Annotated in this window: 11 protein-coding genes; 4 read left to right on the forward strand and 7 right to left on the reverse strand. The window is 66.4% G+C overall.

Going from position 1 to position 13,452, the window contains the following annotated elements:
* Positions 1–11: 11 nt before the first annotated feature.
* Complete coding sequence (locus G528_RS0115745; RefSeq protein ID WP_051198898.1) at positions 12–2,357, reverse strand: DEAD/DEAH box helicase; 2,346 nt, start codon at positions 2,355–2,357, stop codon at positions 12–14.
* A 349-nt stretch (positions 2,358–2,706) separates the two neighbouring features.
* Here G528_RS0115745 and G528_RS0115750 point away from each other — a divergent pair, with 349 nt between their 5' ends.
* Both G528_RS0115750 and G528_RS0115755 read left to right on the forward strand, forming a co-directional pair.
* Positions 2,707–2,910: a cold-shock protein gene (locus G528_RS0115750; RefSeq protein ID WP_026919790.1), complete on the forward strand. Its 204-nt coding sequence runs from the start codon at positions 2,707–2,709 to the stop codon at positions 2,908–2,910.
* Between the two features lie 119 nt (positions 2,911–3,029).
* On the forward strand, positions 3,030–3,605 hold the full coding sequence (locus G528_RS0115755; RefSeq protein ID WP_026919791.1) for a hypothetical protein: 576 nt from the start codon (positions 3,030–3,032) through the stop codon (positions 3,603–3,605).
* Between the two features lie 12 nt (positions 3,606–3,617).
* Here G528_RS0115755 and G528_RS0115760 read toward each other — a convergent pair whose 3' ends face one another.
* From G528_RS0115760 to G528_RS18675, 5 genes are read right to left on the reverse strand one after another with little or no spacing between them, the layout of a single operon-like run.
* Positions 3,618–4,358: a hypothetical protein gene (locus tag G528_RS0115760; protein ID WP_026919792.1), complete on the reverse strand. Its 741-nt coding sequence runs from the start codon at positions 4,356–4,358 to the stop codon at positions 3,618–3,620.
* Between the two features lie 57 nt (positions 4,359–4,415).
* The gene (locus G528_RS18590; RefSeq protein WP_156890489.1) at positions 4,416–4,910 is read right to left on the reverse strand and encodes a hypothetical protein; all 495 of its coding nucleotides are present in this window, start codon (positions 4,908–4,910) and stop codon (positions 4,416–4,418) included.
* 31 nt (positions 4,911–4,941) lie between these two features.
* Positions 4,942–5,751, reverse strand: coding sequence for a hypothetical protein (locus tag G528_RS0115770; RefSeq protein WP_026919794.1), 810 nt, complete (start codon positions 5,749–5,751; stop codon positions 4,942–4,944).
* Between the two features lie 25 nt (positions 5,752–5,776).
* On the reverse strand, positions 5,777–7,054 hold the full coding sequence (locus G528_RS18320) for an LppP/LprE family lipoprotein (protein WP_169515302.1): 1,278 nt from the start codon (positions 7,052–7,054) through the stop codon (positions 5,777–5,779).
* A complete protein-coding gene (locus tag G528_RS18675; RefSeq protein WP_169515304.1) occupies positions 7,051–7,734 on the reverse strand; it encodes a hypothetical protein in 684 nt (227 codons plus the stop codon). Before G528_RS18675 ends, G528_RS18320 begins: the two co-directional genes overlap by 4 nt.
* 348 nt (positions 7,735–8,082) lie before the next feature.
* Here G528_RS18675 and G528_RS18105 point away from each other — a divergent pair, with 348 nt between their 5' ends.
* Positions 8,083–8,583 carry a helix-turn-helix transcriptional regulator gene (locus tag G528_RS18105; RefSeq protein WP_084638277.1) on the forward strand — a complete coding sequence of 167 codons (501 nt, stop codon included), beginning with the start codon at positions 8,083–8,085 and terminating at the stop codon, positions 8,581–8,583.
* 129 nt (positions 8,584–8,712) lie between these two features.
* On the forward strand, positions 8,713–11,859 hold the full coding sequence (gene topA / locus G528_RS0115790; protein WP_026919797.1) for a type I DNA topoisomerase: 3,147 nt from the start codon (positions 8,713–8,715) through the stop codon (positions 11,857–11,859).
* A gap of 17 nt (positions 11,860–11,876) precedes the next feature.
* Here topA and G528_RS0115795 read toward each other — a convergent pair whose 3' ends face one another.
* Positions 11,877–13,442: an adenylate/guanylate cyclase domain-containing protein gene (locus tag G528_RS0115795; RefSeq protein ID WP_035720375.1), complete on the reverse strand. Its 1,566-nt coding sequence runs from the start codon at positions 13,440–13,442 to the stop codon at positions 11,877–11,879.
* Positions 13,443–13,452: the final 10 nt, after the last annotated feature.

Here is a 13,452-nt window from a genome sequence, read left to right on the forward strand (position 1 = left end):
CGCACGACCCGTCAACCGTGCAGACGAGACAGGAGTCGGAGCAGCGTCACGGCGTTCTCCTTGTCGAGCGGCTCATTGCCGTTTCCGCACTTGGGGGACTGCACGCACGACGGGCAGCCGGAGGGACACGAACACGAGGCGACCGCCGTCGTCGTCGCCGCGATCCACGCATCGAACGCCTCGTACCCGCGGTCCGCGAAACCGGCGCCGCCCGGATGACCGTCGTAGACGAACACCGTCGGCAAACCCGTCTCCGGATGCAGCGCGGTCGAGAGCCCGCCGATGTCCCAGCGATCGCACGTCGCGACCAGACCCAGCATGCCGATCGCTGCGTGCTCGGCCGCGTGCAGTGCGCCGGGGAAGGCGTCGGCGCCGACGCCGCCGGCGATCAACGACTCGGGCGTGAGCGTGTACATGACGGCGCGGGTCTCCAACGTGTGCTCGGGCAGATCGAGCGCCACCGAGTCGAGGACCTCACCGGTGAGCGACGTCCGCAGAAAACCCACCACTTGGCCCGTCACCTCGACCCGCGCCAACGACACGGTCAGCGGCCCGCGCGAGCGCGAGTCGAGCGTCTCGAGAACACGGATCTCACTGACCTCGCGCGGCGACGTCGTCCAATCCGGCGACTCCGGGTGCGCCGCCGCCAGCCCGTCGTCGAGGGCGAGGTCGTCGACCACGAAACTCTCGCCCTGATGCAGATAGACGGCACCGGGATAGACCGAGGTCATCGCGCGAGCCGTGTCGACGGTCCCCAGCAGTCGCGACGTGGTGGTGTCGACGATCAGCACCTGACCGCCGATACCGCCGCGGATGTCGACGTCGGCGTGCGGATCGAGCCCCGGCGCCGGATACCACCCGGCCTTGCGTCGCTTGAGCCGCCCCTGCTCGGTCAGCTCCGCGACGACCCGCTCGGCGTGCAACGCCGCCACGTCACCGTCGGTGAGCGGGAACTCGGTGGCCGCACACAGGATGTGCGGCGCCAGCACGTACGGATTCGTCGGGTCCGTGATCGTCGCCTCCACCGGCCGCGCCAACAACGCCTCCGGATGATGCACCAGATAGGTGTCGAGCGGATCGTCACGCGCCACCATCACCACGATCGACCCCTCGCCGCGCCGCCCCGCCCGCCCGGCCTGCTGCCAGAACGAGGCGACCGTCCCCGGATAGCCGGCGACGATCACGGCGTCGAGTCCCGAGATGTCGACTCCCAACTCGAGGGCGTTGGTGGTCGCGACGCCGAGGAGCTCGCCGTCGGAGATCGCCCGCTCCAGCCGCCGCCTGTCATCGGCCAGATACCCGGCCCGGTACGCCGCGACCCGCTCCACCAGCTCGGGTGCGGCATCGGCGAGCAGTTCGCGGGCCCGGACCGCGGCGCCCTCCACGCCCCGGCGACTACGGACGAAGCACAGGGTGCGGGCGCCCTCGACGACGAAGTCCGCCAGGAGGCGGGCCGCCTCCGACCCCGCAGACCGCCGTACCGGGGCGCCGTTCTCGCCGCGCACCTGATCGAGGAAGCCCGGCTCCCACATCGCGACCGTCCGCGCGCCGTGCGGCGACGCGTCCTCGGTGACCGCGACGACGTCCTCGCCGATCAGCCGCGAAAGCGCCTCCGCCGGATTCGACACCGTCGCCGATGCCCCGACGACCACCGGGTCGGCGCCGTACCGCCGTGCGATGCGGAGGGTGCGCTGCAGGACCAGCGCCGTGTGCGAACCGAAGACGCCGCGGTAGTGGTGGCACTCGTCGACGACGATGTACCGCAGCCGCGAGAAGAACACCCGCCAGCGGGCATGCGTGGAGGTGATGCCGATCTGCAGCATGTCGGGGTTGGTGAAGATCCACCGGGAGTGCATGCGCGCCCACCGGCGGAGTTCGGCGTCGGTGTCGCCGTCGTAACTCGACGGCTGCAGGTGCGCGAACTCGGGCCGACCGGCGATCAGCTGTGCCATCGAACGGAGCTGATCGGTGCCCAGCGCCTTGGTAGGAGACAGGTACAGGGCCGTCGCGGCCGGCTCCGACGCGAACGCCGTGAGAACCGGCAACTGGTATGCCAGCGACTTTCCCGATGCGGTGCCCGTGCACACGCAGACGTGACGCCCCCCATGTGCGAGGGTCGCGGCATCGGCCTGGTGGCGCCACGGCCGGTGCACCCCGTGCTCGACGAAGGCGTCCCGGACGGCGGGATGCACCCAGTCGGGCCAGTCGACTGTGTCGGCGGCGCGCGCATCGATCACCGACAGGTGGGTGAGCGGCGAGTCCTCGTCGGCGACGCCGGCGAGCGTGCGATGCAGCAGTTCGCGACCGTAGTCGGCCTGGGTGCTGCGGTTCGCCCGGGTGCTGCCGTCGTGCGCCATGTGAATCCTCCGGAGTCACATGCTACGCAGCCCCGTCGCGGCTCTCGGCCACCCGACGCCAGGCCGCCTCGGAACGGTGAGAGTCGGGCGCGCAGAGGGACTTTCGGCCCGAATCTCTCCGCGACGGGTCCACGTCGCGCGGGATGCTGTCGCGCTGGGGCAGAACATGATTGACTTGTCTCGGTCGCACGCTCCGCAGCATTGCGGGGTGGGGTGCGGCCGGTGTACTTGCAGTCAGTTCTTCCGCCTCGTCCGGCGGGGCACGCCGTGGAAGTACGGCGGTCGGACTCGACCACCGCTGCGGCTCCGTCGCAGCGGGTCTGTAATGCAAGGCAAAGGAATGCAGTAAATGGCACAGGGCACTGTGAAGTGGTTCAACGCGGAGAAGGGCTTCGGCTTCATCGCACCCGATGAGGGCGACGCCGACGTGTTCGTCCACTACTCCGAGATCCAGGGCAACGGGTTCCGCACCCTGGAGGAGAACCAGCGCGTGGAGTTCGAGGTCGGTCAGGGCACCAAGGGGCCGCAGGCCACCGGCGTCCGCGCCGTCTAGTCTCACCACAGACTTCCACTGAACTCCCGGGTCGCAGCATGCGAACCGGGAGTTCAGTGCTTCGGGGCACCGCGGTGCGGCGATACCGATCCGTCATCTGTGGTCCGTATCATGTACCTGTGAGTCAGATGTCGCTGTTCTCGGCCGAGATCGAAGATCCCGCGATCGCCGATCTCGCGGGACTCCTCGCGGCGCAGGGACAGTCGGTGCACACCAGTTGGGGTGCCCGAGTGTCGGTGGTGGTGCCCGACAGCTGGCGGGCCGACGCGATCTGCGAGGAGATTCGCGGGGCGGGTCTGTCCGCCGAGATCATCACCTCCGAGGAGGGGCATCCGCTGGCGCGCACCGAGGCCAACCCGCGGATCACCGCCCTGCACCGCGCGTGGTCGTCGGGTGCGATCAAAGCCGTTCCCGAGGGGTGGACGCCGACCCCGCACGCCCTGCGGCTGTGGGTGCTGGCCGCGGGACGCGCCGACGGTTCCCACTACCTGCTGGGCCTCGACCCGAAGGCGCCCGACACGCACGCGCCCCTGGCGACCGCGCTCATGCGGACGGGGATCGCACCGACCCTGATCGGAACCCGCAGCGGTATGCTGGGCTTGCGGGTGTCGAGCCGCAAACGCATCCGGCGCCTGGCCGAGACGGTAGGCATCGCACCGGTGGGAGCACCGGCGGGAGTGTGGCCTGTCGGTTGACGGGTGAGCCGGTCAGCGAAACAGCGCTCGGGTACGAAGATCCTCGCAGTAGAAATACGGGGTGCCGGACGTTCGGGGAGACGGGGACTCGCCTGACCGTGTCTTACCAACCTGCGCCCACGACCCATCGGAACCGTCGTCGCTGAAGGCGTAATCAGTGACGTCCGCGCCGTCCAGACTGGTGTATTGGTTCGATTCGAGACTGATGCCGCCGTCTCGGCACAGAACTCTGCGATCCATGCTGATGGCCAAGGAGAATGTCCAGTGGTCTTCGCCGACCTCCGGATCGTGGAGGAAGCCCGGTGGCGGCAGCCGAACGAGTTCGCCGTCCCTCCATGAGAAGACCTGGAAGTACGTTCCGGACTTCTCCGTTTCGATCGGGACGATGATTTCGGTTCCCGGCTGGCCGTCGAGCTCGTAGAACTGCATCTTTCTGGCTGATCCGGCGACAGCCTTGGCTCCGCCCACCTCGTTGCTTGCGATCTCGATCTCGTCGGTTCGATCACCCGGCAGGGTGACGCGAACCTTGGACGGCTTGTCGAAGACCAGGCCGACCTCTGCCTCATCGCCGGAACCGTCGATGTCGACTCGAGCAATGCGAGTGCAGTCGGACGTGTCGGCAAAGGATCTGGAGCAGGTGATCTTCGGACGGGACGACGACGCAGAGTCCGAGGTTGTCGAGGGACGCGAATCACTGGCTTCTGTGCCGGCGTCTGACGAGCAAGATGCCAGCGGCAGCAGGAGCGACGTCATCGCGATCAGTCCCCTCCCTCGACGCAGCCATGGTGACGACGTGGCACGGGTTTGCATCTATCGGCCCTGCTTCGACCAGTCGACGAAATACTGCTGACCGGCACTGCTGATCCAAAAGAAGTAGAGGATGGCGCCTCCGAGCGGAATGCCGACCAACGTGATCATGGTCAGTACGGCGGACACCGTCATGGCAATCCGTGTCCGTGCTCCGGGATAGATGAAGAACGCAATCCCGCAGGCGGCGCCGAGTACCTGGATGTCAGACAGTAATGCCCAGCCGTAAAGGTAGTCGGTCAGGGGTGCGCCGGCCATGACGAAAAGAATCGACAATGCCGTCACCACGATGATCGGCAGAGGCATGACGGGGCGCGATCGATAGCCGATGTCTTGGGCTGTCGCCGATGTGCGGGGACGGAGGTCCTGAGGCACTTCTGCCCGGGCGCGGTTCGAAGGCGGCGGAGCCTCCCGACCACTGAACGGCTGACCGGTCGACAACTCTGGGTGTGGATCTGAATCCGGATCAGGTGGCGGTGCATCGAATGGCGAGCTCATCGATCGACTTCTCCTTTCGGTGGTCAGCGGGCTACCGGGTGTTATTCCAGCGCGTCTTGGCTTGCTTGTAATCGTTGTCGATGCGTAGCTGCCGTGCCTTCTCGCTGTTGAGTGCCGCCTCGTTCCTGTTTGAGCGGTACGTCCGGTACATCCGTTTGACCTTCGCTGTGCGTTCTTGGATCTGCCGAGACCTGTCGCGCTGCTGTAGCGTCGGTTCGCCGAGCCAGGTCGCTTTGATGTCGAAGGCATGCGAGAAGTAAAAGTCGGCCATATCCTTCGCGCGGTGCGAAAGGTAGGGCTGATCCAGTGCGATCAGCGATTCCAGCGATTCGTATCTGGCTCGCTCATGCGTATCGGTCGTTGTCGACAGTGTGTTCTTGGACTGAGCGAGCTGGAACTCGGTGAAGAGTATCCAGTTGATGGCCTGGAAGTGGGCGAGATCGGAAGGCCCGAAGATGTCGATCCGTTGTTCGAGCTGTGCCGCGAGCCGGCTGACCGGCGGGTGAGGTTGATTGACGGTCAGCTCAACCAGGTCCTTGTTGATCGACGTCCGTGCCTTGGTGGCGTGGCTGTTCCAGTTCGATGCCAGCGGTACGTGATCGATGATCGCCCGGTGGCATGCCGCGCCGACGGCCCAATCCCAGGATGCATGCGCCGTCCGGCGCAGCGCCGCGGGCGTGATGGGGGCAGTGGCCAGGTGTGGAAACACCCAGACGATCTCCTGCTCGAGTCTCGACGCTTCGGGAAGGATGATGTCGCCGGGTTGGCGCGGCGGAGGTGTCGGCGGTGGGGGTCCCGGAACGACCTGAAGGAACCCGGATGGATCGAGGCGTACGGTCATGGGCCGAGCGGGAGGGATCATGGGCTCACTCCTCCACGATGCGTAGGTCGTTGAGGATTGACTTCGCCGATTCCGTCGTGTGTGTCGGCGCGGTGTCGCTGGTTGTTACCTCGGTTGCTGCAACCACCAGGCCCGTTCCGGTGCATGTCGCACGGGGGAAGGCTTTGAATTCCGACATCGCGAGGTCGCCCTCTGTCGTGGTGCCGGACATGCGGCTCTCAACTGTTCGCCAGCCGTTGATCGTCTCCCGCTTTCCGGAGATCTTTCGTATGTTCTCGCTGTCTATGTCATCGCAGTCCAGTGCCCCGATGTGGATCGCTTTAATCGGTCCCCCGACTTCGTCGATCGCGTCGAGAATGTCATCCACGTCTGAGTCGGATGAAATGTCGAAACTGTTCACCACCTCTACCAGCTCAGAACCGGAATAATCCGTACCGCTCGGAACGAGAATCACACTGTCCGTCGCTTCGAGCTCTTCCGCCGCCCAGCCTTCGGGCACCGTGAAGGAGATGTCAGGACCATCGGGAATCGTGAAGTTCCGGGGCTTCGGGTCCTCCGAAGAGCATCCGGTCAGCAGGGCGGCAGCACAGATTCCCGCGGTGATCCAGAGGCGCGTACCGGACTTCGCTCTACTGCGTGGCGCGGCGAGATCTGCATTCCTTACGTGGTTTGCCTGCGGGGTTCCCAGTGATGTCATCTGATCGTTCTTTCGCTGCCAGCAACCGGCTGCTGACAGCAGCGGTTGAGGGATGTCGCCTTCGCTGGTGACACGTCCGGATTGGTAGGTGTACGTCACAGGTACTGCCATGGCGGGCACGTCCGATTTTCCTGCGTGATCAGGCGATATCGGATACGCGACGACCACGGAACGCCCGTCGGCGGATTTCGGATCTACGGGGAGCGGGCAGTCAGTGGCGTTGCCGACGTACTTGCCTTCGTGGAAAAGCAGCGTGATCCGCGGGCTCGAGCCAGTGGTCATTCCGTCGGGCTCGGCTCCGGCCCAGGTGAGTTCGTCGCACTCGTTGTAGTTGCCGACGCCTGTCGGCACCCAGGACCATCCCCGAAAGCTCAAGGATTCGGCTGCTTGGGCGATCGCAGGCGCGTCGGGTTCGGTTTCACATGTTCGGGTAGACGGTGCCTGCGTGTCGGCGGACGACGTGGCGTGCGCCGACGACGTAGATTGCGATGCCGAGGACATGCTCTGTGGCGTGGCCTGCTCGGTGTCGTCGGCGGTCGACTGGCAGGCGGCCAGGACAGCCGACGAGGCGAGGGCGGTCGTGATCGCCGCGAATCGACGCTTCATTCCTGACCCAGGTATTTGTCGACAGACCTGGGCGCCCAGACGAGGATCCAGGTGGGAATGACAAGAAACACCGCGACCGTTGAAAGCCCGATCCCTGCGCCGAATGGCAGCGCGGCGAAGGCGGGGAGCGGTGCGAGTGTGAGAGCGGAAGCGACGACGCGCGATCCGCGGGTCAAGGTCAGTGAGAGGATGATCCCGGAGATGAGGGCGGCGATGGCGGCGAGGAAGATCGCCGCCGTCAGGTAATCGACGAGGCTGTTGACGGCGTCGTGCCCGACCTCGTCGGCCGTAGAGCTGGTATTGCCGAGGGCGATCAACCAGTAGAGAGCGATCAGGATCTGAAGGATCCCCGCGATCCGTGCCGGCATGGGGATCGTTCGCCAGCGGCTTTTGAGCGTGGTCCCGAACTGCGCGAGGGTAGGGCCTTGGGCGCCATTCGTGGGCGAACCGTAGGCGCCGCTCGGTGGGCCGGGGTTCGGCGGTGTGGCGGTGTTCCAGGGATTCTCGGTCGGTCCACCGGCATTCCATTGCTGCGGCGTCTGGCCCTGTTGGTGTGGAGCGCCGAACTGGATGGGACCGGTGGCCCCCGGCTGTCCCCGACCGTCCGCATTGGTCTGAGGCTCGTCCGGAACCCGGTGGCCCGGGTTGTACTGCGGATCATTAGGATTCGTCAACTTCATTCCTCCCCAAGAGTCGATTTCCCCGGCTGCTGTGCGTGGTGTGAGCCGAGGGGTCAAGTATCCGAAAAAACGATACCTTAATCTGTATCAGGATGTTGTGACAGATGGTCGGGATCGGCCGCAGATCGGCATCGCGTGGCTCGGCGACGTGGAGTTCAGATGCTCTGGAATGGCCTGAAGGAGTCGAGCTCTGAGTCCCGACGTCAGGTTCACGGTGCTGGGTCAGCTGCTCGGGCGGGGGATGGCGCTGGGCTTCGCAATCGTCCGAAGGTCGCAGCGATGCAAACCGAATTCAGGATATGAAACGTGAAATTGGGTTGCCATTTCGACGCGGGGGATGATCGATGAATGTCCTTGAGGGGAGTCCGTTACGTGCAGCGCAGTGAAGCTGTGTCTCGGATCCTCAAGTCTTATCGCGTGCTCGCGGGCTTGACGCAGTCAGGACTGGCCGCGCGGCTGGGGGTCGTCCAGTCTCTGGTGTCGAAGGTCGAATCGCGAGAGCGACGACTGGATCTCGTCGAACTGCAGGAGTACCTGGTTCCGCTGGACCGGTCTGTTGAAGACGTGCTCGTGGACCTCGACCGCCTCGTGCCCGACGATCCCGGTCCGTCTCCCGACAGTGCGCCCGAAGCTCTTCTCCAGAGCAGTGCAGACCTGAACTTCAACGAGATGGTGAACGCCATCGGTGACGTCATCGGCACACGGGTCGACGCGCACGATGATCCGGACAAAGCGGTGGTCGAACTCGCACGCGACGACGGATCCGGTCGAGTCATGGTTCTCGACATGGACCGGATCCCTGCCGAGTTGAGACGGCAGATCCAGTCGTCGATGAAGGAAGATTCCTGATGCGACCGGCGAGGTACGCCGTCGCCCCGCAAGGCTAACGTCCCGTCTATCTGGGGTGACGTGCAGAGCACACGTTATATAAGGTACAACGGCATCGAGTAGCGATTCTCTCTGAAACGAAGGGCACCCGTGGCCGCCACCGACAACTCATCATCCGGGCTCCGGCGTCTCGTCATCGTGGAGTCGCCGACCAAGGCCCGCAAGATCGCGGGCTACCTCGGCGGAAACTATGTTGTCGAGTCGTCGCGAGGACACATCCGCGATCTGCCGCGCGGTGCCGCCGACGTCCCCGCCAAGTACAAGGGGCAGCCGTGGGCGCGTCTGGGTGTCAACGTCGACGACGGCTTCGAACCGCTGTATGTGGTCTCCGCCGACAAGAAGTCGACGGTCTCCGAACTCCGTTCCCTGATGAAGGACGTCGACGAGCTGTACCTCGCGACGGACGGCGACCGCGAGGGTGAGGCCATCGCCTGGCATCTGCTGGAGACGTTGAAGCCGAAGATCCCGGTCAAGCGCATGGTGTTCCACGAGATCACCGAGTCCGCGATCCGTGCCGCCGCCGAGAGTCCGCGTGATCTGGACATCGACATGGTCGACGCGCAGGAGACCCGCCGCATCCTCGACCGCCTGTACGGCTACGAGGTGTCGCCGGTCCTGTGGAAGAAGGTGATGCCGAAGCTGTCCGCCGGCCGGGTGCAGTCGGTGGCCACACGCATCATCGTCGAACGTGAACGTGAGCGGATGGCCTTCGTCTCCGCGAGTTACTGGGACATCGCCGCGACGATGGACGTGGGGGCCGGCGCCGAGGCCGGCGGACCCCGATCGTTCAACTCGCGTCTGGTGAACATCGGCGACGACCGGGTCGCCACGGGGCGCGACTTCGGCCCGGACGGTCGCCTCAAGAAGGCCTCCGGGGTGACGGTCCTCGACGAGGCACGTGCCACCGCGCTGGCGACGGCGCTCGAGGGTGCGGAACTCGCGGTGACCTCGGTGGAGGAGAAACCGTACACTCGCCGCCCCTACGCGCCGTTCATGACCTCGACGCTTCAGCAGGAGGCCGGCCGCAAGCTCCGATTCTCGTCGGACCGCACGATGCGCATCGCGCAGCGGCTCTACGAGAACGGCTACATCACGTATATGCGTACCGACTCGACGACGCTCAGCGAGTCGGCGATCAACGCGGCCCGGGCACAGGCCCGCCAGCTGTACGGGGAGGAGTTCGTCCATCGGACGCCGCGCCAGTACACCCGCAAGGTGAAGAACGCGCAGGAGGCGCACGAGGCGATCCGCCCGGCCGGCGACAGTTTCCGCACGCCCGGTCAGGTGGCCTCCGCGCTCGACACCGATGAGTTCCGGCTCTACGAGCTGATCTGGCAGCGGACCGTCGCCTCGCAGATGGCCGATGCCCGCGGGACCACGATGAGCCTGCGGATCGGTGGCACGGCGTCGACCGGTGAGCGGGTGACGTTCGCGTCGTCGGGTCGCACCATCACCTTCCCCGGCTTCCTGTCGGCGTACGTCGAGACCGTCGACGCGCTGGCCGGCGGGCAGGCGGACGACGCCGAGAACCGGCTGCCGAACCTCCGCGAGGGGCAGTCGCTCACCGCGCAGTCGTTGCTGGCCGACGGGCATTCGACCAACCCGCCCGCGCGGTACACGGAGGCGTCGCTGGTGAAGGTGCTCGAGGACCTCGGCATCGGTCGGCCGTCCACGTACGCCTCGATCATCGGCACCATCCAGGACCGCGGCTACGTGGTCAAAAAGGGCAGTGCGCTCGTCCCGTCGTGGGTGGCCTTCGCCGTGGTCGGGCTGCTGGAGGGCTACTTCAACAGCCTCGTGGACTACGACTTCACGGCGTCGCTGGAGGACGATCTCGACCAGATCGCGTCCGGTCACGCCGACCGGACGCGCTGGCTCAGCGAGTTCTACTTCGGCGCCGGCGACGAGCCGCGCGACGGTGACGACGACGCCGCCGGGTCGATGGCGCGCGCCGGTGGTCTCAAGAAGCTCGTCGGCGTGAACCTCGAGGGCATCGACGCCCGCGAGGTCAACTCCATCAAGCTGTTCGACGACTCCGAGGGACGCCCGGTGTTCGTCCGGGTCGGTCGCTACGGTCCGTACCTGGAGCGAAACGTGGCGGGACCGGACGCGGAGCCGGACCTCAAGCGTGCCAACCTGCCTGCCGACATGACTCCCGACGAGTTGACGTTGGACGTGGCCGAGAAGCTGTTCGAGACGCCCCAGGAGGGGCGCGTCCTGGGCATCGATCCGGCCACCGGGCATGAGATCGTCGTCAAGGAGGGGCGGTTCGGCCCGTACGTGACCGAGATCCTGCCGTCCGAGGATGACGACGACGCCGGCGACGACGGGAGCAGCGGGGCGCCGGTTCCGACGATCCCGGCCGGTCCCACACCGCGTGACGGCGGCGAGACGGTGGTCTCGCTCGACGACGTCCCCAGCGGAGGCTCGGGTGGCAGCGGCGGGTCGGGCGGTGCCGCGACCACCGTGACCGCACCCGAGAAGACCGCCGCGACGAAGACCGCCGCTAAGAAGACTGCCGCGAAGAAGACGGCGGCCAAGAAGACGGCGCGGAAGAAGTCCGGACCCAAGCCGCGGACCGGGTCGCTGCTCAAGAGCATGGACGTGTCCACGGTGACGCTCGACGACGCCTTGAAGCTGCTGTCGCTGCCGCGCGTGGTGGGGGTGGACCCGGCGAGCGAGGAGGAGATCACCGCGCAGAACGGCCGCTACGGTCCGTACCTGAAGAAGGGCACCGACTCGCGTTCGCTGGCCACCGAGGAGCAGCTGTTCACGGTGACGCTCGAGGAGGCGCTCAAGCTCTACGCCGAGCCGAAGCGCCGGGGGCGTGCGGCCGCGGCCCCGCCGCTGCGCGAACTGGGCCCCGACTCGGTCAGCGAGAAGCCGATGGTCGTCAAGGACGGCCGCTTCGGCCCGTATGTCACCGACGGTGAGACCAACGCGAGCCTGCGCAAGGGCGACGAGGTCACGACCATCACCCCCGAGCGGGCCATGGAACTCCTCGCGGACCGGCGAGCGCGCGGGCCGGCCAAGAAATCGGCGAAGAAGACCGCCAAAAAGACCACTGCGAAGAAGACGGCAGCCAAGAAGACGGCAGCCAAGAAGACGGCAGCCAAGAAGACGGCAGCCAAGAAGACCACTGCGAAGAAGACGGCAGCGAAGAAGACCACTGCCAAGAAGACGACTGCGAAGAAGACGGCAGCCAAGAAGTCAGCGCCGAAGAAGACCGACGGCTGACATCCGGCCTCCGCCGGTCAGGCGCCGGGGGCGACCGGCGGTTCGGCGACGTCGAGGTCGGGGCGGGCCAGGAGCGTCTCGATGCCGCGACCACGGAGTTCGACGCCCTCCCCGATCTCCCAGTGGTCCGCCTCGTCGTCGCCGGCGAGGAACACCGCGCGCGCCGAACCCAACACCCGGGTCGGCTCGTCCTTGGCCAGCTCGGTGAGGCGTGCGGCCTCGTTCACGGGGTCGCCGATCACGGTGTACTCGAGGCGTTGCTCGGCGCCGATGTGTCCGGCCACCGCCTTACCCGCGGAGACGCCGATGCCCATGTCGACATCCCCGAGCCGGGCAGCCAGGTCGGCGCGGAGGTCGCGAGCGGCGGCGAGTGCCGAGCCGGCGAAGTCCTCCTGATCGAGCGGCGCTCCGAAAATCGCGAGGGCCGCGTCGCCCTGGAACTTGTTGACGAACCCGCCGTGCCGGCCGACCACGTCGACGACCACCTCGAAGAAGGCGTTGAGCAGGCCGACGACCTCGCGGGGCGGACGGTTCACGGCCAACCGCGTGGAGCCGACGATGTCGACGAACAGCACGCCGACGTAGCGTTCCTCACCGCCGAGCTCGGTGCCGGTCTCGATGGCGCGGCGGGCCACGTCCTCACCGACGTAGCGGCCGAACAGGTTCCGCAGCTCCTGTCGTTCGCGGAGGTCGGAGACCATGTCGTTGAATCCGGCCTGCAGCCGGCCCAGGTCGTTGCCGTCGTAGATCTTGACCGCGACGTTCAGATTCCCGGCGCGCACCTGGTTGAGGGCGACACGCAGCTGCTTCACCGGGTCGGTGATCGAGCGGACCAGCCTGGTGATGGCCAGGAGGCCGAAGACGATGGCCGCCGTCGCCATCCACAGGATCGGCCGCTGGAGTCCCTCGGCGTCGGTGTCGATGACGCGGGTGCGTTCGAGCGTGATCAGTGCCGCGATCACCACCATCGGCACCGCGACGGTCACGGTCCAGAACACCGCGATGCGGGTGCTGATGCCGGGGGCGTACGTGTTGTTGTCCGGGTCGTTGGCCATCGCCGCGACGGTGATCGGCCGCAGCACCTTCTCGGCCTGCATGAAGCTCAGCACGCCCGTGACGAGCGCGCCGATGCCGCTTGCGATGGCGACCAGCACGAAGTCCTTGACCGACGTCCGCAGATTCATCAGTGCGAGGATCACCCCGCCGACCGTCCACAGGCCCAGGTTCACCAGCGTGAGCAGCGACGGCAGGTTCAATGCGCGACGGCGGGCGACCTCGTCGTCGAGGCGTGTCCGACGTCGATGCCAGATCAGGACCGGGAGGCTCAGCGTGATCGTGAGGTAGATGCCGACGAGGATCGCCACCACCAGGTAGAGGCCGAACGCGACCTGGTTCTGCGCATTGAACTGGCCCAGTGAGATGGCGTCGACCATCGGCATGCCGAAACGGAGGAAGGCGAAGGTGAACAGGGCGCCCACCAGATTGGCGCGGAGCATGTCGAGGGCGAGGACGGGCCACGGAGTGTGTGCCAGCCAGCGCATGGTGTGCGCCGCCCTGGACAATCCGGACCGTCGTCTGACCATGGCATCCACG

The sequence above is a fragment of the Gordonia shandongensis DSM 45094 genome (assembly GCF_000423025.1).
In the GTDB taxonomy this organism is placed as follows: Bacteria; Actinomycetota; Actinomycetes; order Mycobacteriales; family Mycobacteriaceae; genus Gordonia; species Gordonia shandongensis.

Coding starts and splice junctions, on each gene's coding strand:
- G528_RS0115795 (WP_035720375.1), bottom strand. CDS start 13,442: ATGGTCAGACGACGGTCCGGATTGTCCAGGGCGGCGCACACCATGCGC.
- G528_RS18590 (WP_156890489.1), bottom strand. CDS start 4,910: ATGAGCTCGCCATTCGATGCACCGCCACCTGATCCGGATTCAGATCCA.
- G528_RS0115745 (WP_051198898.1), bottom strand. CDS start 2,357: ATGGCGCACGACGGCAGCACCCGGGCGAACCGCAGCACCCAGGCCGAC.
- G528_RS18675 (WP_169515304.1), bottom strand. CDS start 7,734: ATGAAGTTGACGAATCCTAATGATCCGCAGTACAACCCGGGCCACCGG.
- G528_RS0115750 (WP_026919790.1), top strand. CDS start 2,707: ATGGCACAGGGCACTGTGAAGTGGTTCAACGCGGAGAAGGGCTTCGGC.
- G528_RS0115760 (WP_026919792.1), bottom strand. CDS start 4,358: ATGACGTCGCTCCTGCTGCCGCTGGCATCTTGCTCGTCAGACGCCGGC.
- G528_RS0115770 (WP_026919794.1), bottom strand. CDS start 5,751: ATGACCGTACGCCTCGATCCATCCGGGTTCCTTCAGGTCGTTCCGGGA.
- G528_RS18105 (WP_084638277.1), top strand. CDS start 8,083: ATGTCCTTGAGGGGAGTCCGTTACGTGCAGCGCAGTGAAGCTGTGTCT.
- G528_RS18320 (WP_169515302.1), bottom strand. CDS start 7,054: ATGAAGCGTCGATTCGCGGCGATCACGACCGCCCTCGCCTCGTCGGCT.